The following is a 22,528-nucleotide window of genomic DNA, read 5'->3' as shown; positions in this document are numbered from 1 at the left end:
TTTTGCAGAGTTATATCGGTTTTAGCCGGATTTTGGAGGTTTCTTTATGAATCCTGCACACTTTACCGCTCTTGAAAAACTACACCTTATATACAAAGGAGGAATCTCTCTTATGAAATACCGAGACCCTAGCCCTGATAGAAGTGGAAATCCTTTCCCTGCGGGCCGGGGTTCGGAACGCAAAATTGAAACGAAGAGCAGGTGGAAGCCACTGATTATCATTAAAACAAAAAAGAGAAACAATCATCTTAATAATCATCTTAATAATCATCTCGAATCTTTACAAACTATGCCTGCAGTTTTTATTACTCCTTAAAAAAAGCGAACTTTGCATCCTAAATATTACATTAATGACACTTCATATTGAAACCCCAGCTTTACTGTTTTCTGCTACTTCCTTAATATTATTAGCTTATACCAATCGGTTTTTGACACTTGCCACCATTATTCGCGGTCTAAAAAAAGCTTATAAAGAAAAAGAGAATCGGATGATTTTACTGGAAATAAAAAACCTTAACCTACGGCTGACTCTTATTCGTTTTATGCAAATGGCAGGCGTACTGAGTTTATTCCTATCTGTTTTCACAATGCTTGTGTTATTTTTAGATTATCAATTGACTGGAATTTACTTATTTGGTTTTAGTTTGCTTGCCTTGTTAATCTCTTTGGCTCTGTGTTTTTGGGAGATTAATATTTCGGTTGATGCACTGCGTTTGCATTTGAGCGATTTGACTCATAAAGAACTTGAAAAAGAGCAACATTCTACTGTTGAATCAAAATAATTTTTTATAATCTCATCTCAATAATGTTTAAAAACAATACACTTAAAGGAGTTTTCTTGGTAGCAATTGGGGCAACTAGCTACGGGATGCTGGCTACATTTGTAAAAATGGCTTACACAGAAGGATATACCACTGCCGAAGTTACCATCTCCCAATTTATTTTAGGCATTGCTGGAATCCTTATTATTAATGGATTTCAAAAAGCTAAAAGTGAAAATGAGGTTATAAAAGCTACACCAAAAAACATATTTCAATTAATGCTTGCTGGAACATCTACGGGCTTGACAAGCGTATTTTATTATCTAGCCGTAAAACACATTCCAGTTTCTATTGCTATCATATTATTAATGCAAACGGTTTGGATTGGTTTATTATTAGAAATGATTTTAGAAAAAAAAATCCCTTCAGTACAAAAAATTATAGCTGCGCTTGTGGTACTAGCAGGAACCCTTTTGGCAACAAATGTCTTTCAAAATGAAATTCGGCTGGACTGGCAGGGGATTCTTTTAGGAATGCTGGCAGCATGTTCTTTCACAACTACTATGTTTACTGCTAATCGGGTGGCACTAGGAATATCATCGGCGCAACGCAGTTTGTACATGCTTTTGGGCGGTGCCATAATTGTTTTTATCTTTGCGGTTGCCACTCTAAACACAGCTTTTCATTTTGAAATATTCTTAAAATGGGGAATTATACTATCACTGTTTGGCACTATTATTCCGCCAATGTTAATGAATGCTGGTTTCCCTCTTACCGGCATAGGACTGGGGAGCATCATTTCGGCATTAGAACTTCCTGTTTCTGTTTTAATGGCTTACTTTCTTCTTCATGAAAATGTCGTCTTAATACAATGGATTGGAATACTCCTTATTATACTAGCCATAGTAATAATGAATGTAAACTTTAAAAAACAGCAATACCACTGATTATCAGCATTAAAAAATTAGTCTTATAATAATTATACGTTATTTTTTTATAAATTCGTAAACCATACAATTCTTACTAAATCACAACGGCATTGTATAGGATTACTATTTGATTCATTTTAACTAATAATCTATTAACTAAATTTTTTTATCATGAAAAAACTTTTTGCAGAATTTTTCGGAACGTATTGGTTGGTTTTTGGAGGTTGTGGCAGTGCATTATTTGCCGCAGGCATACCTGATTTAGGAATTGGATTCGTGGGAGTTTCATTAGCTTTTGGACTAACAGTTTTAACTATGGCCTATGCTGTTGGGCATATCTCTGGAGGGCATTTTAATCCCGCAGTATCTTTTGGATTATGGGCAGGCGGGAAATTTTCGATCAAAGATTTACTGCCTTATATTATAGCTCAATGCATAGGAGCTATAGCTGCAGCAGGAACATTGTTTACAATCGCTTCTGGAAAAGCTGGATTTATGATTGACAACACAAAAGCTGGCGCTTTTGCTTCTAATGGATATGGTGCTTTTTCTCCAGATGGGTACTCTTTACAGTCGGCATTTATTGCTGAATTTGTTTTAACCTTGTTTTTCCTTTTGATAATACTTGGCGCCACAGATAAATTTGCCAATGGAAAATTTGCCGGAATTGCTATTGGACTAGGCTTAACATTAATTCACTTGATTAGTATTCCTATTACAAATACATCAGTAAACCCTGCAAGATCTCTATCACAAGCCATTTTTGTAGGCGGCGAACCATTATCACAGCTTTGGTTGTTTTGGGTGGCTCCCATTTTGGGTGCAGTTGCAGCTGGTTTTATTTACAAAACTTTATTGCAAGACCATTCTGAAGCTTAAATTTTGCAACATAAAATAAATTATAAAGAGAAAACGAAATCGAGTATTTTGTTTTTCTCTTTATTTTTGCAATATGAATTCACTTTTTAAATCCGAGCCCATAATTTTTGATTTACCCGATGCCGAAATCATCTACTTCCCTGTTTTTCTTTCAAAAGAGGAAGCCAATTCTCTTTTCTTGGAATTACTTGAAAACACTCCTTGGCAACAGGATGAAATTACAGTTTATGGAAAAAAACATTTACAGCCGCGGTTAACTGTTTTATATGGAAATGAAGGAAAGCCCTACTCCTATTCCAACATCACCATGCAGCCCCATAACTGGACATTGACTCTCCAAAAAATCAAATCCTTGGTCGAAAGTGTTTCCGGAACTAATTTCACAACCGTTTTATTAAATTACTATAGAGACGGTAATGACAGCAACGGCTGGCATGCTGATAATGAAAAAGAATTAGGCATAAATCCAGTAATTGCATCACTAAGCTTAGGCGCTGAACGGAACTTTCAGCTAAAACATAATACAGATACCTCGCAAAAAAAGAATATCATTTTAGAAAACGGCAGTTTACTATTAATGAAAGGCACAACACAGCATTTCTGGAAACATCAAGTTCCTAAGACAGCAAAAAATATTGGTTCTCGAATAAACCTTACTTTTAGAGTAATTCAATAAAGGAATTCTCAATATTCCTTATTAAAAATATCACTAATTTAAAAGAGTTAAAAAATTGATTTTTTTTTAACTTAAAATAAAAAGTAATTATAATTTTTATTAATATTGGTATAAGATTTAAAATCAATTTTATTAATCATTAAAACAAACTGAATTAATTTTCACGTGATGAAAAAGAGTAGCCGCAAAGAATTAAACTGGGAACAAACAGAAAGACTGATTACATTGGCCCAAGAAGAAAGAAATCCATTTGAAATTATTCAAAAAGAATTTGGATTAGCTGAGAAGGAGGTTCTTGAAATTATGAAAAAGAAAATGCCAACTGAAAAATACGAAATGTGGAAAAAGAAAGCAATTGCAAGCAAACCTAAACCGAAGCCTTTAAAAATCGATGATTTTGATGAAGACTTAGATGGAAAATATTACATAAAAAATAAATTAGACTAACCAACATTCAAACTCCTGTATATCAGGAGTTTTTTATTTAAAAAATCCATCTCAAAGAATAAACTAAAAATACTTTTCGTTTTTTTGTAACTTAAACGACTTTATTATCTTCTTTTTGTAACTTTTTTGGAGTTCGAAATACTAACCCATAAACAAACATAAATAAAATGAAAAAAATAATCTTTGCTCTTGCTTTCTCTTCTTTAATTTGGACGAGTAAAGCAAACACACCAAAAAACACAGATCCAAAAAAAGAAGAAATCGAGGTCAACATCAATCTTACCGATGTAAAAGACGATCAGGTTTTGGTTACTGTAAAAGCTCCAAAAATTAAAACAGAAGATATCACTTATAGTCTTCCAAAGACTGTCCCAGGAACTTACTCAGTTGATGATTACGGAAAATATGTTGCCGATTTTAAAGCCTATGACAAAAAAGGCAATTTATTGACTGTTTCAAAAACAGATGACAACACTTGGTTAATAAAAAATGCAAAATCATTAATAAAAATTACTTACTTGGTAAACGATACATTCGATACTGAAAAAGGAAGAGGTTTTGGACAAGACGATGTTTTCTCACCAGCAGGCACTAACATTGATGCAGATAAAAATTTCATGTTAAACTTACATGGTTTTGTGGGTTATTTTCAAGACAAAAAAGAAATGCCGTACAAAGTTACCATACCTCATCCTGCAGCACTTTTTGGTGCAACATCAATGATTGATAAAGACGGAACATCTACATCAGATGTTTTCGAGATGCCTCTTTATTCAGAGTTATTAGAAAACCCAATTATGTATTCTAAACCAGACTACACCACTTTTACAATAGACGGAATGGATATTGAAATTGCAGTTTATTCACCATCTGGAAAATTTACGGCAGAAAGCATTACTCCTGAAATGAAAACAATGATGACTGCACAAAAAACATTTTTAGGCAAAGTCAATTCTACAAAAAAATATACAGTTATCCTGTATCTTTCTACTATGTCACCTACTGATGCCAAAGGTTTTGGAGCATTAGAACATCCTACGGCAACCACTGTTGTAATGCCCGAAATGATGCCAAAAGACGAATTGGTAAAACAAATGAAAGACGTAGTTTCTCATGAATTCTTTCATATCGTAACTCCTTTGACCATTCACTCAAAAGAAATTCAGTATTTTGATTATAATGCTCCAAAAATGTCTCAGCATTTATGGATGTATGAAGGAGTAACTGAATATTTTGCCAATTTATTCCAAATCAATCAAGGATTAATTGATGAAAACGAGTTTTATTCCCGCATAGGCGAAAAAATACAAAGTGCCAATGCAATGAATGACACTATGCCTTTCACTACAATGAGCGCAAACGTTTTGACTGAACCGTATAAAGATCAATATCTAAATGTATATCAAAAAGGAGCATTAATTGGCATGTGTCTGGATATTCAAATTAGAGAAAGCAGTAATGGAAAAAAAGGAATATTGAATTTAATGCATCAACTATCTAATGAATATGGAATATCAAAACCATTTAATGATGCTGATTTATTTACAAAAATAACTTCATTAACTTCTCCAGAAGTAGGTGAATTTTTAACCAAATACGTTTCTGGTACAACTCCAATCCCATACTATGATTATTTAGCAAAAGTAGGCATAACAAAAGTTACCAAAAAAACGCCAGAAGGTATATTTTTAAAAGGACAAGTCCCATACATTGGCGTAAACAAAGAAAATAAAGAAATTTTTGTTGCTCCAAACAAAGAATTACATGTTTTCTATACTGCATTAGGCCTAAAAGGTGGAGATATCATCCTTTCCATCAATGACAAACCTTATTCTCTTGACAATATTTATGAAATGATTAGCGATAGTCAAAAATGGAAAGAAAATGATCCAATTTCAATCAAAATCAAACGTGATGGAAAAGAACAAATAATAAAAGGAAACGTAAAATTTCCTTATGTAGATTCAGAAGGTCCTGAAGCTACAGATGCATCAAAAGCCACTTTAAGAACAGCTTGGCTGAAAGGATAATCTTAATAACCTCTATAAAATCCCAATCTAGTTTTTTAGATTGGGATTTTTTTTTGAAATTCACTCCCATTAAACCATTCATTTCAACAATTTTCTTTATTTTGCGCAAAAATAAACAAAACTAAAATTGCCATTCTTCAATACTGCAGAATCGTGTTTTATGTTCCCAAAAAACCAATTTACTTACACATGAAAAATTCTATTATTGCTTTTGTTTCCCTTCTTCTTTTGGTTGCGTGTAACAAAAATGAATCTAAAACAAATCTGCATATCACAGGAAACATCAAAGGACTAAAAGAAGGAACTTTATACATTCAAAAATATAATGATTCTGCTCTAATTGCTATCGACACTATCAAGATTGACGGACAATCAACATTTGAAAGCAATCTTGATTTAAAGTCACCAGAAATGCTGTATTTATATCTTGACAGAGGCGTAACCAATTCTCTTGACAACAACATCATGTTTTTTGCAGAAGCTGGCACAATAAATATCGACACCAACTTAGATTCATTCATCTCAAGCGCAAAAATTACTGGTTCTAAAAATCAAGAATTGTATGAGGAATACAAAAAAATAAACTCTCGCTTCAATGATGAAAATCTAACTCTGATAGAGAAAAAATTCAAAGCCTTAAAGAACAATAACACTGAAGCATTAGACAGCATTACCGCAGCCCAAGACAACAACATCAAGCGCAAATATCTTTATGCTACCAATTTTGCAGTAAACAATAAAGATCACGAAGTATCACCATATATTGCTTTGGCTGAAATTTACGACATCAATATTAAGTACTTGGATACCATTCAAAAATCAATGACACCAAAAGTTGCCAACTCTCTTTATGGCAAAAAATTGACTAAATATGTGAATGACATCAAGAAAAGCGAAACAAAATAATTTAACATTTTTTACATATCCAAACCGCCTTATCAAGGCGGTTTTTTTATACATATAAGTATTTGGGCGAGACCGTAACCCCATAAAAAGGCTAACTCACCATTCTGGTTATTCGCCCTTTTATGAAGTTACGGTCGGGCTATCCAGGCTACTTCGGTAGCTTCTTCCTATCCCTCTCGCGAGCCAATAGGAATTAACAGCAATATCGATTTCTTCTTGTTCAGATTATTCAATCTTTTTGCCTATCCCCAACTTTTGCACCTGATCCCATTTTTTGGCACCCAAATCACAAACCACCCCAAAAACAAAAAAACCACCTAACAAAAGTTAGATGGTTTTCATAAAGAGCCGGCGGAGGGACTCGAACCCACGACCTGCTGATTACAAATCAGCTGCTCTAGCCAACTGAGCTACGCTGGCAGACTCAATATGTTTTGTAATGCGTCAACAACTCAAATAAAAAACCATCTAAATGAATAGATGGTTTTTTGAGCCGGCGGAGGGACTCGAACCCACGACCTGCTGATTACAAATCAGCTGCTCTAGCCAACTGAGCTACGCTGGCGACTCATTACGGGTGCAAAGATAAGCTTGAATTTTGTTTTTCCAAAAAAAAATCAAACTTTTTTTGCCCTTTTTTTACTGCAAATCGTTGATTTTACCAATCAATTGATTAGCAGTTTGTTCCAATTCTACATTTATTTGTTTGAAATGTGCTTTTTTGTTTTCAACATTTTTAGCGTTCACTTTAGTGATCAAAACATCAAAAGCAGCAATAGCTTCGTCAATCAATGCATTCGTTTCATCAGTAGGTTTTCCTGTTGTAGAAATTTCAAACAAGTAAACTGCTTCAATAATATCACCTAAAACGTAGTTGATGTCTTTCTTTAAATTCTTAACGTTTGCCATTTTATTTTTTATTTAATTTGCGTTTGCAAAAGTACACATAATCTTTCTATTCCCAACTATGAAATGTAAATTTCTAAAATTGAAGCTTTTCCCTTAAGATTATATGATTTCATCGCCGCTGGAACAAGCACTGTATCTCCTTTTATATATTGATAAATTACACCATCATATTCTAATTCAAAAGATCCTTCAATACACATATACACTACAAAAGACAATCCAGAATTTTCAACCGCTTTCACATTTTCCAATGGAATAAAGTTGGTCGTAAAGTAAGGACAATCAACCACTGTGTTTGACTGATTAACTTCTTTAGTATATTCTTTAAAAGTATTTACTTTTTTATAATTAATAGCATCCAATGCTAAATCTACATGAAGTTCTCTTGTATTTCCTTTAGCATCTTTTCGGTCAAAATCATACAAACGGTATGTAATATCCGAAGTCTGCTGTATTTCGGCAACAACTAATCCTGCGCCAATAGCATGAACCGTTCCAGTTTCTAAGAAAAAAACATCTCCCGGTTTTGCTTTAACATCATCAAGTATATCGGTGAGCGTTTTATTATTCAAATGCTCTATATATTCCTCCGGACTTGAATCTTCTTTGAAGCCAACAATAATTCTAGCACCGGCATCAGCTTGAGTAACATACCACATTTCGGTTTTACCAAAAGAATTGTGGCGCTTCCTAGCCAATTCATCATTAGGATGCACTTGAATCGATAAATCTTCACGAGCGTCCAAGTATTTAAAAAGCAATGGAAATTGTTTCCCAAATCTTTCATGAACTGCTGTTCCCAGAATTTCATCTGGATACTCATTAATTAACTCTGTTAAAAGTTTTCCTTTGTACTCACCGTTAGCTACTACGCTTACATCTCCTTCTACGGTAGACAATTCCCAGCTTTCTCCTGTAATGCTCGAAGTAATTGGTTTATTAAGAATAGTTTTTAACTTTTCTCCTCCCCAAATTCTTTCTTTCAGAATAGCATTAAACTGCAATGGATAATTTTTTGAACTCATGTTTTTTATTTACAAATTTCTATACTTTTACTATCAAAAGGTAATATTATTTTTTCCTTTTATGATTCTATTTCTTTAATTGCTTCAAGTGCTTTTGAAATATGATTTTTTGCTTTCATATTGTCAAATACCATTATTATTGTTCCGGTTTTGTCGGCAACATAAGTTACTCTGCCAGGCAGTAATCCAAACAAATTAGAAGGCACTCCAAAAAGAGTTCTAATTTTCCTGTCTGAATCGGATAAAAGAATAAAAGGCAATTTAAATTGACTGGTAAACTTTTGATGTGACTCAATACTATCACTGCTGATTCCTATCACTTCGGCGCCTAAATCTTTAAAATCTTCGTACTGATCTCTAAAACTGCAGGCTTGGGTTGTGCATCCTGGAGTATTGTCTTTTGGATAGAAATAAATAACCAATGACTTTTTGCCAATTAGATCTAGACTGTTAAAATCAATCCCATTAGTATCTTTGGCTGTGAAATTTGGAATTTTGTCGCCTTCTTTCAGTCCCATTATTCTCCTTTATAAGTTACAAAATTCCGGGGCGTTTCATAAAGAACCACTTCCAGATCTAATTCTGGTTTTACTTTTTTACGTATTTTATTCCAAATCACCACTACAATATTTTCTGCCGTAGGATTCAAGTCTTGAAATTCAAGCACGTCCAGATTCAAGTTTTTATGATCGAATTGATTCTCGACTTCTTCTTTTATAATATCAGTCAAGAATTTCACATCCATAACATACCCTGTTTCTTTATCAATCTCTCCGGTAACACTTACTATTAATTCGTAGTTGTGTCCGTGAAAATTAGGATTGTTGCATTTGCCAAAAACAGCATCGTTTTGTTCAAAGGTCCAATCTTTTCGATACAAACGATGAGCTGCGTTAAAATGGGCTTTTCTCGATATGGTTACTCTCATAGGTCGGTGTAGAATTAAATTTGGTAAACGCAAGATTAGTTCCTTTGCTCTAATGCATGTTCTTCTAAAAAATGATAAAATTCATCAAAAATGATCTTGAACCAAACGGTATAATTTTCAGAATTCAAGAGCATATCATTTTGTATATCTTCAATTTTCATCCATTTCCAATCCTCTACTTCTTCGGCATTAATCTCAGGCTCCCCATCATAATAACCAATCATTACATGGTCTAGTTCGTGTTCTGTCAAACCGTTATCAAAAGGCGCTTTATAAATGAAATGAAAAAGTTCTTTCAATTCGGTACTAAACCCCATTTCTTCATACAGTCTGCGGTTACCGGCCTGGATATTTGTTTCGCCCTCCCTTTGATGGCTACAGCAAGTATTGGTCCACAACAAAGGAGAATGATACTTTTGATGTGCTCTTTGCTGCAGCATAATCTCATTTTGATTATTTAAAACAAAAACTGAAAAAGCACGATGCAAAATAGCTTTTTCATGTGCTTCCAATTTTGGCATTAAGCCAATTTGCTCATCCAATTCATTTACTAATATTACTTTTTCTTCTTCCATATTCTGTATTGATGGGACAAAAGTACAAAAAAGATACCTTTATAAAGGCTTAAAGATTCTTTTGCTTTTTTGTTAAAATTATTTTCTTGGTTCACTTCAGAATGATAAACATAGAAATCCTAACCTCTATGTTTTGTATATTTGATAAGTTGAATTTAGCTTATGATTTATAGAAAAGCTATTCGTTTTATTACTTCTAAAACCAAAAAAATATTTTTAACGTATATCTTAATAGTTAAAAATTATATAAATAGAATGTAAATTGTAAAATAGGAGACATTTCGATTTACATTCGTCAATTACTTTTGAAGTATAAAAAACAAACACTATAAAATCGTCATGATTCCAAAATCATAAATTGAAATTGAAGAATGACGATATCATTTATTATTAAAAAACAAATATTAGCTTCTAATGAAAACAAGAACATCTTTTTTTTACACTTTACTACTACTGTCGCTATTTATTTTTCAAGCTTGTGGGCAGAGTAAAGAAACAAAGAGTAACACTATGACTTCAGTTGAAACTTACCAAAGTAAACCTGAAAATCCATACTACTCTCATACCGACACTACAAAACTGAATTTAACAGATGCTGAATGGAAAAAAATCCTGCCTGAAGACGTTTATTTAGTTTCTCGCAAAGCAGATACTGAAAGACCTTTTACAGGCAAGTATTGGAATACCGATGTAAAAGGAACTTATTATTGTGCAGCTTGCGGAAACCTTCTTTTCCGTTCCGGAGCCAAGTTTGCCAGCAGTTGTGGCTGGCCAAGTTTCTTTGAACAGGAAAACAAAAAAAGCATCGTATTCAAAGACGATAATTCTATAGGAATGGAACGAATAGAAGCGCTTTGTGGCAGATGCGGCGGTCATTTAGGCCATTTATTTGACGACGGCCCAGCTCCAACTGGCAAAAGATACTGCATGAATTCTATCGCACTTGATTTTGTTCCTGATACTAAATAAAATTTAAAAACGATTCTCATGAAAACGAAAACAATTATTTTAGCGTGCATGTTATTTATTGGAACGCTATTTTCTCAAAACAACACTAAAACTAAAAAAATGACACAATCTAATTTTGAAACCATAACTCTTGGCGGAGGCTGCTACTGGTGCGTAGAAGCTGTTTATGAAAACCTGAAAGGCGTAAAATCAGTCGTTTCTGGATTTTCGGGAGGAAAAACACTCAATCCCAGTTATGAAGAAGTTTGCTCTGGCACCACTGGTCATGCTGAAGTTGTTCAAATCACTTTTGATAAAAATGTGACTAGTCTTGATGAAATTTTCAAAGTGTTTTTCACGGTACATGACCCAACAACACTCAATCGGCAAGGTGCTGATAAAGGAACACAGTACCGTTCTGTGATTTTTTATAACAATGAAGAACAAAAAAAAGAAGCGCAATCTATTATTGCTGAATTAAAAAATGCAAAAGTCTATGAAAATCCTATTGTTACAACCATAGAACCTTTTACAAAATTTTACAAAGCTGAAGATTACCATCAAAATTATTATGCCAATAACAAAAATCAGCCTTATTGCCAAATGGTCATACAGCCCAAGCTGGAAAAATTTGAAAAAGTATTCAAAGACAAATTGAAAACGAAAAAATAATTTTCAACCTTACTAAAGCCGAAATCCATTTTCGGCTTTATAATTTATCAAACATTAAATTCTTTTTCAAATGAATACACAAAAGCCTTGGAATACTTCAAAAGGTTTGCCTGAAGATTTAATTTTAATCCAAGAAATACTCTTTGATAATTACAATTTCGAAATCACACAACCCGTTCCTGAAGATGAAAGCGCTGAATATGGAGCCTGTCGTTTCGTTCTAAATAATTCGAATATACTGTTTCGAACTGCCAAAATCACACCCACCAAAACAGGTCAATTTGTTACGCTGTGGAAAAGAATAAATCAAGATCCCATTCAGCCTTTTGACTCCACAGACCCAATTGATTTATTCCTTATTAGCGTTCGAAAAGACAATCACTTTGGACTGTTTATTTTTCCTAAATCCGTTCTTATAGCCAAAGAAATCATTTCGGATAAAAAAGAAGGAAAACGTGCTATTCGTGTTTATCCGCCTTGGGATATAACTACCAGCAAACAAGCTCAAAAAACACAAAACTGGCAATTGGATTATTTCTTAGAAATAGCAGCCAACCAATCAACAGATTTAAACCGTGCAAAATCACTCTTCGTTATAAAAGACTAAAAAACTTGTGATTGACAAAATTCAGTATACTTTTTCTTATCTTTATAAGCTACATCATGCTAAATTTTAGTATTTTACTCTTTAACTCCTGAAAAATATGGACAAACACACACACAAATTACAAACCTTTTTCTTACCGTTTCTATTCATTCTTGGCCTAAATTTAACTCAGGCTCAAGAAAAAAAAGTAGCTCCCACTTCGCAGGAATTATACAATGAAATTGCTGCAATGGATACCATTCTTTTTGATGCATTCAATGCCAAAGATATGGCAAAATTTAAACCTCTATTTGATGAAAATTTAGAATGGTACCAAGATAATGGAGGCTTGCTTTCCTATGAAACCGTTTTTACTAATTTCGAAAAAATGTTTAAAAACGAAAACAAACTCACTCGCCAATTGGTCAAAGGAAGTCTTGAAATACATCCCATAAAAGATTTTGGAGCGATAGAAACAGGAGTTCATCAATTTCGGCATATCGAAAACGGGAAAGAAGAAATAGGAACTTTTAAATTTATGGCTATTTGGAAAAAAGTGAATAACCAATGGAAAATTTCAAGAATGATAAGCTACGATCACTGATTGCTAAAAAATCATCTGGGCGTGCCCCCGTTAAGAAAAAAGGCTAACTAATCTACAACGGTGAGTTGGCCTTTTTTCTTAACGGGGTCGGGCTATCCGCGCTACTTCGGTAGCTAGCTTCTATCCCTCACGCACTGTATAAGAAGCTTTATTTTTTCAATACCTCAGCAATTTTCAAAGCACATTTTTCACCATCAATCGCTGCAGAAATAATTCCTCCTGCATAACCAGCTCCCTCTCCACAAGGATATAAACCTTTTATCTGCAAATGTTCATAAGAAACTGCATCTCTAGGAATACGGACTGGTGATGAAGTCCTAGATTCTGGAGCATGTAAAATGGCTTCGTTTGTCAAATAGCCACGCATAGATTTACCAAATTCCTTGAATCCTTCTCTTAAAATTTGAGAAAGAAATCCCGGAAAAACCTGTCCCATTTCTACCGAAGTGGTTCCAGGCACATAAGAAGTTTTCGGAATACTGGAAGAAACTTTATTTTGAGTAAAATCGACCATTCGTTGTGCAGGAACTTTTTGGGTCTGACCTGCTAAATGCCAAGCTTTTTGTTCAATGCTTTTTTGAAATTCCATTCCAGCCAAAGCGCCAAACTTGGAAAAAGACTTAAAATCTTCCAATTTCAATTCAATTACAATTCCAGAATTTGCTGTTACTTGATCTCGTTTCGACGGCGACCAACCATTGGTCACAACTTCTCCTGGACTCGTGGCACAAGGTGCAATCACTCCTCCCGGACACATACAAAACGAATACATACCGCGACCATTCACCTGTTTCACAATCGAATAAGGCGCTGGTGGCAAATGCTCTCCACGATAATCACAACTGTATTGAATACTGTCAATCAATGACTGCGGATGCTCGGCTCTTACACCCAAGGCAAAAGGCTTAGCCTCGATAAGCACTTTCTTTTTGTCCAATAATTCAAATATATCCCGAGCCGAGTGTCCTGTTGCCAGAATTAATTTATTGGCTAAAATCGTATCACCCCTTTGAGTTACAATCCCTTCAACCTCATTATTTTTTATCAAAATATCGGTCAAACGGGTTTCAAACAAAACCCGTCCGCCACATTCGATGATTTTCTCTCGAATATCTTGAATAATTTGGGGTAATTTATTGGTTCCAATGTGCGGATGCGCATCTACTAGTATATCGCTTGTCGCACCAAAAGCTACAAGAAGTTCCAATATTCGGGTAACATCACCGCGTTTTTTTGAACGTGTGTATAATTTTCCGTCCGAATAAGTTCCGGCTCCTCCTTCGCCAAAACAATAATTGGAATCTTCATCAACAATATGGTCTCTATTGATGGCTTTCAAATCGCGACGACGGCCACGGACATCTTTTCCGCGTTCGACAACTATTGGTTTTAAACCCAATTCTATCAATTGCAAAGCGGCAAAAAGTCCCGCAGGTCCTGCTCCAACGACAATTACTTCTTGGGCAGCAGAAATATTTTTATAATCTGGAAGTTCTATTTTTTGCTCCTGAAAAAGTTCTTCTTTTAAATAAATCAAAACTTTCAAATTGATTTTGATTGCTTTTTGACGGGCATCAATAGAGCGTTTCAAAACAACAACATGCTGCATCTCATTTGCCGAAACTTTTATTTGTTTTGACAAATAATCTTTCAGCAACAAATCGTTGGAGGCAATTTCTGGAGAAACTTGTAATAGGAGTTCTTTTGGCATGTTTTCTAAATACTTCGATTTTTAGACTATTAAAAATAAAACAATCTGATTGCAAAAGTAGTATTTTGAATCCAATTCTAATTGATCGAACAATAATCCAATGCAAAATCATATTTATTTACAACAAGTCTGTGTAACTTTACACTCTTAAATCAAATCAAATTCGTAACAATATAATGTCCAGAAAAATAAAACTAATATGGGATTTTCGCGGTTCAGCCTCAGCAAAAACAGCCGAACACCATGAAATTCATTTGAAAGAATACATCGCTATTGAGAAATTACTGTTAAACATTACCGGTTTTCAAATCTTGGATGAAATGTATGCAATCGCATATATGGTGGTAATGGAAGAAAATATGATTCAAGTCCGTGATGCTTTAAAACCGCATCGAGGGGAAATTTATACTGAGAATTAAATTCAAAAAAAATCCAAATTCCAATATTCTCGTTTGAGTTTTGGAATTTGGAATATATTATTTGAAATTTATTTTTAATTCGCTACTTCACTAATGAATTTAATGCGCATCAACCGCAATTCATCTATATCATAATCTCCGTCAAATTCTTTGAGGGCTTTTTCTATATTATCCGATTCTGAATCCATAAAATACTCTTGAATTTCTTCTTGCTGGTCATCGTCCAGCATTTCGTCAATCCAATATTTAATATTCAATTTGGTTCCAGAATAAACAATTTGTTCCATTTCTTTTATTAAATCGTCCATTTTTAACCCTTTTGCGGAAGCGATATCAGTTAAAGCCAGTTTTCTATCGATATTTTGAATGATATACAGCTTATTGACAGAGTTAACTCCAGTAGATTTGACAACCAAATCATCAGGGCGTATAATATCATTTTCCTCTACATAACGGTTTATTAATTCAATAAATTCCTTGCCATATTTCTTAGCTTTTCCTTCCCCAACTCCATGAATATTAATTAATTCTGCTTGAGAAATTGGATATTTCAAAGCCATATCTTCCAAAGAAGGATCTTGAAAAACCACAAATGGAGGAACTCCAAGTTTTTTGGCCACTTTTTTTCGTAATTCCCGCAGCATTGACATTAATAATTCATCGGCAGTTCCTGACGATTTTGCTGCAGTTACGATAGCTTCATCTTCAGATTCATTGTATTCATGATCTTCGGACATCAAAAAAGATTCTGGGTTTTTCATAAAAGCCAAACCCTCTTTTGTGATTTCTATAATACCATATGTTTCAATATCTTTTGACAGTAAGCCTGCAACCAGAACTTGTCTTAATAGTGCCATCCAGTATTTTTCGTCATGATTGGATCCTGATCCAAAAAATGACTGCGAATCTGTTTTATGTGCGTTGATAACTGCATTTACACGACCAATTAATGTAAAAACAATTTCTTTTGATTTATAAATATGCTTGGTTTTTTTAACGACTTCCAACAGTTTCAGCACTTCGTCTTTGGCTTCCACTTTTGTTTTTGGATTGCGGACATTATCATCCATATCTGCCCCTTCGCCTGTTTCGCTGTCAAATTCTTCACCAAAATAATGAAGCAAAAACTTTCGTCTGGACATCGAAGTTTCGGCATAAGCCACAACTTCCTGCAATAAGGCAAAACCTATTTCCTGTTCAGCAACTGGTTTTCCCGAAAGAAATTTTTCTAATTTCTCTACATCTTTATAAGAGTAGTAAGCAAGACAGTGTCCTTCGCCTCCATCTCTACCGGCACGACCCGTTTCTTGGTAATAGCTTTCTAATGATTTTGGAATATCATGATGAATTACAAAACGCACATCGGGTTTATCGATTCCCATACCGAAAGCAATTGTAGCAACAACAACCTCTACATCTTCCATTAAAAACATATCTTGATGTTTTGCTCTTGTTTTTGCATCCAGACCTGCATGATACGGAACGGCGCTTATTCCGTTTACTTGCAAAACTTCGGCTATTGATTCTACTTTTTTACGGCTCAAACAGTAAATAATGCCAGATTTTCCTTTATGCTGTTTTATAAACCGAATGATATCGGATTCAATATTTTTTGTTTTGGTACGAACTTCATAAAACAAATTGGCTCTATTAAATGAAGCTTTAAAAGTTGTAGCATTAGCCATCTCCAAGTTCTTCAGGATATCCTCTTGCACTTTTGGAGTTGCTGTAGCAGTAAGACCTATAATAGGAACTTCTGCTAATTGCTTAATGATATTTTTTAGATTGCGGTATTCTGGCCTAAAGTCATGACCCCATTCTGAAATGCAATGCGCTTCATCAATCGCTACAAATGAGATAGGCACCGTTTGAAGAAAAGCAACATACTCCTCTTTAGTTAAGGATTCTGGCGCTACATACAATAGTTTGGTTATACCCGCTGAAATATCAGATTTAACTTGTGCAATTTCAGTCTTGGTAAGTGAAGAATTTAGAACATGGGCAATCCCATTTTCGGAAGAAAGGCTTCTAATAGCATCTACCTGATTCTTCATTAATGCTATCAAAGGAGATACAACAATTGCAGTTCCTTCTTGAACTAAAGCGGGTAATTGGTAACAGAGTGATTTTCCTCCTCCTGTAGGCATAATTACAAATGTATTTTGCTTATTAAGCAAACTTTTTATAACATTTTCCTGCAGGCCTTTGAACTTACTAAAGCCAAAATACTTCTTTAATTCTTTGTCTATGTCAATTTCGTTTGAATTCATTCTTTAATATGTGGTATTTTATATAAATTTGCGGCACATAAAGATACAACTTTCTTTTACACTTACAAATTTTAAATTATCTGTTTTGATTACAAAAGAAAACATATTAGCTAACGCTAAGAAAACAATTGAATCAGAAAGCCAATCTATTGCTAAATTAATTGATTTCATTGACGACACATTTGCGGAAGCTGTACAGTGTATCTACAATTCCAAAGGAAGATTAGTAGTAACAGGAATTGGCAAAAGTGCTATTATCGCTCAAAAAATGGTAGCATCATTTAATTCGACAGGCACTCCTTCATTATTTCTACATGCTTCTGAAGCCATACACGGCGATTTAGGAATGCTGCAAAAAGAGGATGTTGTAATTTGCATATCCAAAAGCGGCAATAGTCCAGAAATCAAAGCATTAGTTCCTCTATTGACTCGTTTTGGCAACAAATTAATTGGTATGACAGGAAATATGACTTCCTTTTTAGCCAAGGGTTCTCATTACGTTTTAAACACAACCGTTGATAAAGAAGCTTGTCCATTAAACCTAGCTCCTACTAATAGTACTACAGCACAATTAGTTATGGGAGACGCCATAGTTGTTTGCCTTATGGAAATGAGAAATTTCAAGGCAGAAGATTTTGCTGTATATCATCCTGGCGGTGCCTTGGGCAAAAAATTACTGCTTCGCGTGAAAGATATGCTGGAACATACCTTAAAACCTGAAGTAAGCCCAGATACTCCTGTTAAAAAAGCAATTTTCGAAATTTCAGAAAAACGTTTAGGAGTAACTGCCGTTGTAGAAAACAATAAGGTAGTCGGAATAATTACTGACGGAGATATCCGAAGAATGCTAAACGACAGAGATACTTTTGCAGAACTGACCGCGAAGGATATTATGACCAAAAATCCAAAAACAGTACAATCAACTAATATGGTTGTAGATGCCTTTAATATTATGGAGGATTTCTCCATCACTCAATTAATCGTTGTCGACAATGGAGAATATAAAGGCGTATTGCATTTACACGATATTTTAAAAGAAGGAATTGTATAATGGCAAAGAAAAATTTGGGCGAAATGTCCTTTTTAGACCATCTGGAAGAATTAAGATGGCTTTTAGTTAGAAGTACAACGGCTGTAATTATTATGGCTTTTGTAACTTATTTCATAAGTGATTACTTGTTTGACACCATTATATTTGGCCCTACAAGACCAACTTTTTTCACCTATCGCTATTTTTGCGAATTATCGCATCAATTGGGTTTTGCAGATAGCATCTGCATAACCGAAATGCCTTTTATCATTCAGAATACTGAAATGGAAGGACAGGTTAATATTTTTGTCTGGATGTGTATTTTAGCTGGTTTCATTTTAAGTTTTCCCTATATTTTATGGGAAGTTTGGAAATTCATTAGTCCAGCTTTGTATGAAAAAGAAAAGAAAAATGCCAGAGTCTTTATATTTACGTCGTCATTACTTTTCTTTTTAGGCGTTTTATTTGGCTATTATGTTGTTATTCCAATGTCAGTAAATTTCGTGGCCACTTTTACGGTAAGTGATGTTGTCAAAAACCAATTTACTCTGGACTCCTATATTGGCATGGTAAAAACCAGTATTTTGGCCAGTGGCTTATTCTTTGAACTTCCTATAATTATTTATTTCTTGACAAAATTAGATTTAGTAACTCCAGAATTTTTAAGAAAATATTGGAAATATGCAGTTGTAATAATCTTGATTGTAGCCGCAATTGTAACTCCTCCAGATGTAGTGAGCCAAACTATTGTTGCTATTCCAATGTTGCTTATTTATGAAGTAAGCATCTTGATTTCAAAAATTGTAGTATTAAATAAAAAGAAAGCAAATGTCTGATATCGTACAGGAATTCAATGACTATCGTTCTAAAATGAACGAAAAATTATTGGCCGACAATAATAAAATAGTTAAACGCATTTTCAATCTTGACACCAATGCTTATGCTCCCGGAGCCTTAGATGTAAAAACCAAAGAACTGCTTGGACTAGTAGCCTCGGCTGTTTTACGCTGTGATGACTGCGTAAAATATCACTTGGAAACCAGCTATAAGGAGGGTGTCACCAAAGAAGAAATGATGGAAGCTATGGGAATTGCAACACTTGTAGGAGGTACAATTGTAGTGCCTCATTTACGCAGAGCTTATGAATTTTGGGAAGCCTTGGAGGAAACAGAAACTAAATAATTGTTAATAGGTTTATTTGTTGATTCGTTTCTTCGTTTATTTATAACGAAGAAACGAATCAAACGTTTAAACGATTAAACTAAAAAGATGAAATTAAGAGCAGAAAATTTAATAAAAACTTACAAAGGCCGAAGTGTTGTAAAAGGGATTTCGGTAGAAGTAAATCAAGGTGAAATTGTGGGACTTCTAGGGCCTAATGGTGCTGGAAAGACAACTTCTTTTTATATGATTGTAGGTTTAGTAAAACCAAATTCTGGGAATATTTATCTCGATGATTTGAATATTACTGATTACCCAATGTACAAAAGAGCCCAGCAGGGAATTGGTTATTTGGCACAAGAAGCTTCTGTTTTTAGAAAATTAAGTATTKAAGATAATATTTTGAGTGTTCTACAATTGACCAAACTTTCCAAAGAAGAGCAAGTCGCCAAAATGGAAAGTCTGATTGCTGAATTTAGTTTGGAACATATTCGAACGAATCGTGGAGATTTACTTTCGGGTGGAGAACGCCGCCGTACTGAAATTGCTCGTTGTTTGGCTACAGATCCTAAATTCATTTTACTTGATGAACCTTTTGCTGGAGTTGATCCTGTTGCCGTAGAGGACATTCAAAGAATTGTAGCGCAATTAAAAAACAAAAACATCGGAATTCTAATAACCGACCACAACGTGCAGGAAACTCTTGCTATCACAGACAAAACCTATCTAATGTTTGAAGGAGGAATTCTAAAAGCGGGTGTTCCTGAAGAATTGGTTGAAGATGAAATGGTACGCCGCGTATATCTAGGTCAGAATTTCGAATTAAGAAAAAAGAAACTAGAGTTTTAATTTAGTTTTTGATGTTTAGATTTCATTTTCAGCAACAAACTATAAACAAAACAAAAGATGTCATTAAACGAAGAGCCTTCAAAAGAAACTTCGGACAGATGGAAAAATGACCCCAACAATTGGATTTGGGGAATTTTTTACTATAACAAAGAAGATCACCGCATTTTTTCTCCTAAAAAAACTGAAGAAATGGGTAGCACTATAAATTTTGCAAACCCAAAATCGGTATTGGCTTTACTAATTGCTTTGAGTTTTTTTGGAATGGTTATTTTTTTTATTTTGAATAAAAAATGAATTAGACCAATTTCGATTATAATGGAAAAAGACACTATATCCCCTTTTATCCCTGATTACTTCGCCAGTTCGCTTCACTCCATGTACAGTGGAAATCCTTTTTCATTTTTTCTTCAAAAATAAAAAGATTGTAAAAGATAGCAGGAATCCATATTTTCAAAAATGCCTTAAATTTCTGCTTCTAAAACTAAATTCAAAACTACTACTCCACCGTAATATATTGTAACTGCTGTAAGTCGCCATTATAGACATTAACATCGACATTATTATCGATTCCAGGAACGGTGGCTTTCTCTGTAAATTGCCAAAAAAGCCAATCGTCTTGAATTTCTTCCCGATAAAAGTTATAATTGGCTATCCAAAAAAGATAATCACTAAACTCTTCTTTCAAGAAATCATCATAGTATTTTTCGCCAGTATAAATTATTGGCCGTACTCCATAATGCGATTCTACGGCTTTCAGCCAGCGTCTTAAACCAATTTTCAAACGTTCAATAGACTGTTCTTTGGGCAGTTTTTCGATATCCAAAACAGGCGGCAGATCACCTTTTTTCAGTTTTACTGTTTTTATAAAAAGTTCGGCTTGCTCAAGAGAGTTTTCATTTGGACGATAATAATGATAGGCACCACGTATCATTTTATTTTTTTTGGCGCCAAGCCAATTTCTTTTAAATTGATTATCTATTCTGTCATTTCCAACGGTCGCCCGAATAAAAACATAACGCAGAGGATATTTCTCTTCAATAGTATCCACATACGACCAGCTGATTTCCCCTTGATATTCAGAAACATCTATACCAATAACTTTACCATCATTTTTTTCTAAAACCTTTAGATTTCTGGCTTCAGAAAAGACATCTTCATGTTCCCTGATTTGAGATTTAAAACCTAAATAATGAGCAATACCAGAGCGGTAATGATAGGCTATTGACAGGATAAAAAAAACTGCAATTCCAATAAAAAAGATATCAATCCACTTTCCTGAAAACCAGTTTTTTTTCTTTTTTGATTTACGCCTTGGCATAGTGCTACTGCTTTTTCTCATCCAAAAAAATTACTTCTTTTGAAATTTATTGTTAATCACGGAAAGTAAAACGTAAAAAACAATAACTAATGTAACTCCTAAATATTGAAGAAACAACAACAATAAAACAGAGATTGCTAAGAAAATAATCTGAAGTGCATTATCCTTAAAATTAAACTTTTTGATTTTAAGAGAAAATAAAGGAATTTCGGCATTCAGAATATAGGCACTAAATAATGATATCAATAATAAAACCCATTTCTCCGTCAAAATTTCAAGAACCATCAATGACTCTCCAGAACAATATTCTTTGACCAGAGAAAGACTCAATATAAAAAGAGCATTGGCCGGAGTTGGCAATCCTATAAACGAATCGGTTTGACGAGTGTCAATGTTGAATTTTGCCAAACGCATACATGATCCCAAAGTAATGATGAAACCCAAATAAGGAAAAAACTGCAAATATCCCTCATTCATATATACCGAACTGCTTTGCATCATTTTGAACATTACAAATCCAGGAACAACACCACTTGTTACCATGTCAGCAAGAGAATCCAACTGTAATCCTAACGGACCAGACACTTTGAACAGACGGGCAAAAAAGCCATCAAAAAAATCTAAAAAAATTCCGAGGCAAACAAAAAAGAATGCCATTTCAAATTGGTCTTTACTTACAAATATCAAAGCGATGCAACCACAAAAAAGGTTCAGCAAAGTAATTGTATTAGGGATGTGTTTTTTGATATTCATAGTATTTTAATTGAACAATAAGCATGGCAAATTTAATACAATAAGTGAAAGTGATGCCCTATTTTACTAATAGATTTTAGATTCTTTTGGACAAAAAATATTAATTAATTGAATTGAAGCAGTTACATCATCAAAAAACTTT

Annotated in this window: 26 protein-coding genes and 2 tRNA genes; 17 read left to right on the top strand and 11 right to left on the bottom strand. The window is 34.1% G+C overall.

Going from position 1 to position 22,528, the window contains the following annotated elements; genetic code table 11:
* The first annotated feature begins 350 nt into the window (after positions 1-350).
* The 7 genes from AC1DVP_RS09865 to AC1DVP_RS09835 all read left to right on the top strand — a co-directional run bounded on the left by AC1DVP_RS09865 (position 351) and on the right by AC1DVP_RS09835 (position 6,628).
* Positions 351-782: a DUF2721 domain-containing protein gene (locus AC1DVP_RS09865; protein WP_100433445.1), complete on the top strand. Its 432-nt coding sequence runs from the start codon at positions 351-353 to the stop codon at positions 780-782.
* A 23-nt stretch (positions 783-805) separates the two neighbouring features.
* A complete protein-coding gene (locus AC1DVP_RS09860) occupies positions 806-1,708 on the top strand; it encodes an EamA family transporter (protein WP_477183303.1) in 903 nt (300 codons plus the stop codon).
* A gap of 153 nt (positions 1,709-1,861) precedes the next feature.
* On the top strand, positions 1,862-2,569 hold the full coding sequence (gene aqpZ, locus AC1DVP_RS09855) for an aquaporin Z (RefSeq protein ID WP_477183302.1): 708 nt from the start codon (positions 1,862-1,864) through the stop codon (positions 2,567-2,569).
* A gap of 73 nt (positions 2,570-2,642) precedes the next feature.
* The gene (locus AC1DVP_RS09850; RefSeq protein WP_477183301.1) at positions 2,643-3,245 is read left to right on the top strand and encodes an alpha-ketoglutarate-dependent dioxygenase AlkB family protein; all 603 of its coding nucleotides are present in this window, start codon (positions 2,643-2,645) and stop codon (positions 3,243-3,245) included.
* A gap of 168 nt (positions 3,246-3,413) precedes the next feature.
* Positions 3,414-3,692, top strand: coding sequence for a DUF2805 domain-containing protein (locus AC1DVP_RS09845; protein ID WP_194644167.1), 279 nt, complete (start codon positions 3,414-3,416; stop codon positions 3,690-3,692).
* 167 nt (positions 3,693-3,859) lie between these two features.
* Positions 3,860-5,722 carry a M61 family metallopeptidase gene (locus tag AC1DVP_RS09840; RefSeq protein WP_477183300.1) on the top strand — a complete coding sequence of 621 codons (1,863 nt, stop codon included), beginning with the start codon at positions 3,860-3,862 and terminating at the stop codon, positions 5,720-5,722.
* A 189-nt stretch (positions 5,723-5,911) separates the two neighbouring features.
* Positions 5,912-6,628 carry a DUF4369 domain-containing protein gene (locus tag AC1DVP_RS09835; RefSeq protein ID WP_477183299.1) on the top strand — a complete coding sequence of 239 codons (717 nt, stop codon included), beginning with the start codon at positions 5,912-5,914 and terminating at the stop codon, positions 6,626-6,628.
* A 346-nt stretch (positions 6,629-6,974) separates the two neighbouring features.
* Here the strand turns inward: AC1DVP_RS09835 and AC1DVP_RS09830 are convergent.
* The 7 genes from AC1DVP_RS09830 to idi form a co-directional block, all read right to left on the bottom strand.
* Positions 6,975-7,048 (bottom strand) — tRNA-Thr (locus tag AC1DVP_RS09830).
* A 71-nt stretch (positions 7,049-7,119) separates the two neighbouring features.
* Positions 7,120-7,193 (bottom strand) — tRNA-Thr (locus AC1DVP_RS09825).
* Positions 7,194-7,267: 74 nt separating this feature from the next.
* Positions 7,268-7,537, bottom strand: coding sequence for a hypothetical protein (locus AC1DVP_RS09820; protein ID WP_077373985.1), 270 nt, complete (start codon positions 7,535-7,537; stop codon positions 7,268-7,270).
* Between the two features lie 56 nt (positions 7,538-7,593).
* On the bottom strand, positions 7,594-8,562 hold the full coding sequence (locus AC1DVP_RS09815; protein WP_477183298.1) for a type I phosphomannose isomerase catalytic subunit: 969 nt from the start codon (positions 8,560-8,562) through the stop codon (positions 7,594-7,596).
* 59 nt (positions 8,563-8,621) lie between these two features.
* Positions 8,622-9,080, bottom strand: coding sequence for a peroxiredoxin (locus AC1DVP_RS09810; protein ID WP_477183297.1), 459 nt, complete (start codon positions 9,078-9,080; stop codon positions 8,622-8,624).
* The gene (locus tag AC1DVP_RS09805) at positions 9,080-9,490 is read right to left on the bottom strand and encodes a 6-pyruvoyl trahydropterin synthase family protein (protein ID WP_477183296.1); all 411 of its coding nucleotides are present in this window, start codon (positions 9,488-9,490) and stop codon (positions 9,080-9,082) included. The genes AC1DVP_RS09810 and AC1DVP_RS09805 overlap by 1 nt, the downstream gene beginning before the upstream one ends.
* A gap of 35 nt (positions 9,491-9,525) precedes the next feature.
* Positions 9,526-10,065 carry an isopentenyl-diphosphate Delta-isomerase gene (idi, locus tag AC1DVP_RS09800; protein WP_477183295.1) on the bottom strand — a complete coding sequence of 180 codons (540 nt, stop codon included), beginning with the start codon at positions 10,063-10,065 and terminating at the stop codon, positions 9,526-9,528.
* A 414-nt stretch (positions 10,066-10,479) separates the two neighbouring features.
* Between idi and msrB the strand changes: the two genes are divergently transcribed.
* The 4 genes from msrB to AC1DVP_RS09780 all read left to right on the top strand — a co-directional run bounded on the left by msrB (position 10,480) and on the right by AC1DVP_RS09780 (position 12,875).
* Positions 10,480-11,034: a peptide-methionine (R)-S-oxide reductase MsrB gene (gene msrB / locus AC1DVP_RS09795; protein WP_477183294.1), complete on the top strand. Its 555-nt coding sequence runs from the start codon at positions 10,480-10,482 to the stop codon at positions 11,032-11,034.
* Positions 11,035-11,052: 18 nt separating this feature from the next.
* Entirely contained in the window at positions 11,053-11,685 is a 633-nt protein-coding gene (gene msrA / locus AC1DVP_RS09790; protein ID WP_477183293.1) for a peptide-methionine (S)-S-oxide reductase MsrA, read from the top strand.
* A gap of 70 nt (positions 11,686-11,755) precedes the next feature.
* On the top strand, positions 11,756-12,292 hold the full coding sequence (locus AC1DVP_RS09785; RefSeq protein WP_477183292.1) for a MepB family protein: 537 nt from the start codon (positions 11,756-11,758) through the stop codon (positions 12,290-12,292).
* Between the two features lie 97 nt (positions 12,293-12,389).
* Complete coding sequence (locus AC1DVP_RS09780; RefSeq protein WP_477183291.1) at positions 12,390-12,875, top strand: nuclear transport factor 2 family protein; 486 nt, start codon at positions 12,390-12,392, stop codon at positions 12,873-12,875.
* 148 nt (positions 12,876-13,023) lie between these two features.
* Here the strand turns inward: AC1DVP_RS09780 and AC1DVP_RS09775 are convergent, their stop codons facing one another.
* Positions 13,024-14,586, bottom strand: coding sequence for an NAD(P)/FAD-dependent oxidoreductase (locus AC1DVP_RS09775; protein ID WP_477183290.1), 1,563 nt, complete (start codon positions 14,584-14,586; stop codon positions 13,024-13,026).
* Positions 14,587-14,762: 176 nt separating this feature from the next.
* Here AC1DVP_RS09775 and AC1DVP_RS09770 point away from each other — a divergent pair, with 176 nt between their 5' ends.
* Complete coding sequence (locus AC1DVP_RS09770; protein WP_477183289.1) at positions 14,763-15,005, top strand: hypothetical protein; 243 nt, start codon at positions 14,763-14,765, stop codon at positions 15,003-15,005.
* 74 nt (positions 15,006-15,079) lie between these two features.
* On the opposite strand, the gene recQ is transcribed toward AC1DVP_RS09770, so the two are convergent.
* Positions 15,080-17,275, bottom strand: a complete 2,196-nt coding sequence (gene recQ / locus AC1DVP_RS09765) for a DNA helicase RecQ (RefSeq protein WP_477183288.1) — start codon at positions 17,273-17,275, stop codon at positions 15,080-15,082.
* Positions 17,276-17,360: 85 nt separating this feature from the next.
* Here recQ and AC1DVP_RS09760 point away from each other — a divergent pair, with 85 nt between their 5' ends.
* From AC1DVP_RS09760 to AC1DVP_RS09740, 5 genes are all read left to right on the top strand, one after another.
* Positions 17,361-18,326: a KpsF/GutQ family sugar-phosphate isomerase gene (locus AC1DVP_RS09760; protein WP_477183287.1), complete on the top strand. Its 966-nt coding sequence runs from the start codon at positions 17,361-17,363 to the stop codon at positions 18,324-18,326.
* Positions 18,326-19,141, top strand: coding sequence for a twin-arginine translocase subunit TatC (gene tatC / locus AC1DVP_RS09755; protein WP_477183286.1), 816 nt, complete (start codon positions 18,326-18,328; stop codon positions 19,139-19,141). The genes AC1DVP_RS09760 and tatC overlap by 1 nt, the downstream gene beginning before the upstream one ends.
* Positions 19,134-19,487: a carboxymuconolactone decarboxylase family protein gene (locus AC1DVP_RS09750; protein ID WP_445550377.1), complete on the top strand. Its 354-nt coding sequence runs from the start codon at positions 19,134-19,136 to the stop codon at positions 19,485-19,487. Before tatC ends, AC1DVP_RS09750 begins: the two co-directional genes overlap by 8 nt.
* 87 nt (positions 19,488-19,574) lie before the next feature.
* A complete protein-coding gene (gene lptB, locus AC1DVP_RS09745; RefSeq protein ID WP_477183285.1) occupies positions 19,575-20,315 on the top strand; it encodes an LPS export ABC transporter ATP-binding protein in 741 nt (246 codons plus the stop codon).
* A 57-nt stretch (positions 20,316-20,372) separates the two neighbouring features.
* The gene (locus AC1DVP_RS09740) at positions 20,373-20,609 is read left to right on the top strand and encodes a DUF5808 domain-containing protein (RefSeq protein WP_477183284.1); all 237 of its coding nucleotides are present in this window, start codon (positions 20,373-20,375) and stop codon (positions 20,607-20,609) included.
* A 202-nt stretch (positions 20,610-20,811) separates the two neighbouring features.
* On the opposite strand, the gene AC1DVP_RS09735 is transcribed toward AC1DVP_RS09740, so the two are convergent.
* Together AC1DVP_RS09735 and AC1DVP_RS09730 are read right to left on the bottom strand one after the other, a co-directional pair.
* Positions 20,812-21,654 carry a glycoside hydrolase family 25 protein gene (locus tag AC1DVP_RS09735; protein WP_477183283.1) on the bottom strand — a complete coding sequence of 281 codons (843 nt, stop codon included), beginning with the start codon at positions 21,652-21,654 and terminating at the stop codon, positions 20,812-20,814.
* A gap of 9 nt (positions 21,655-21,663) precedes the next feature.
* Positions 21,664-22,386: a CDP-alcohol phosphatidyltransferase family protein gene (locus AC1DVP_RS09730; RefSeq protein ID WP_477183282.1), complete on the bottom strand. Its 723-nt coding sequence runs from the start codon at positions 22,384-22,386 to the stop codon at positions 21,664-21,666.
* Positions 22,387-22,528 lie beyond the last annotated feature (142 nt).

Source organism: Flavobacterium sp. P3_A6, assembly GCF_056403035.1.
This window is presented reverse-complemented; position numbering and strand designations above follow the sequence as displayed.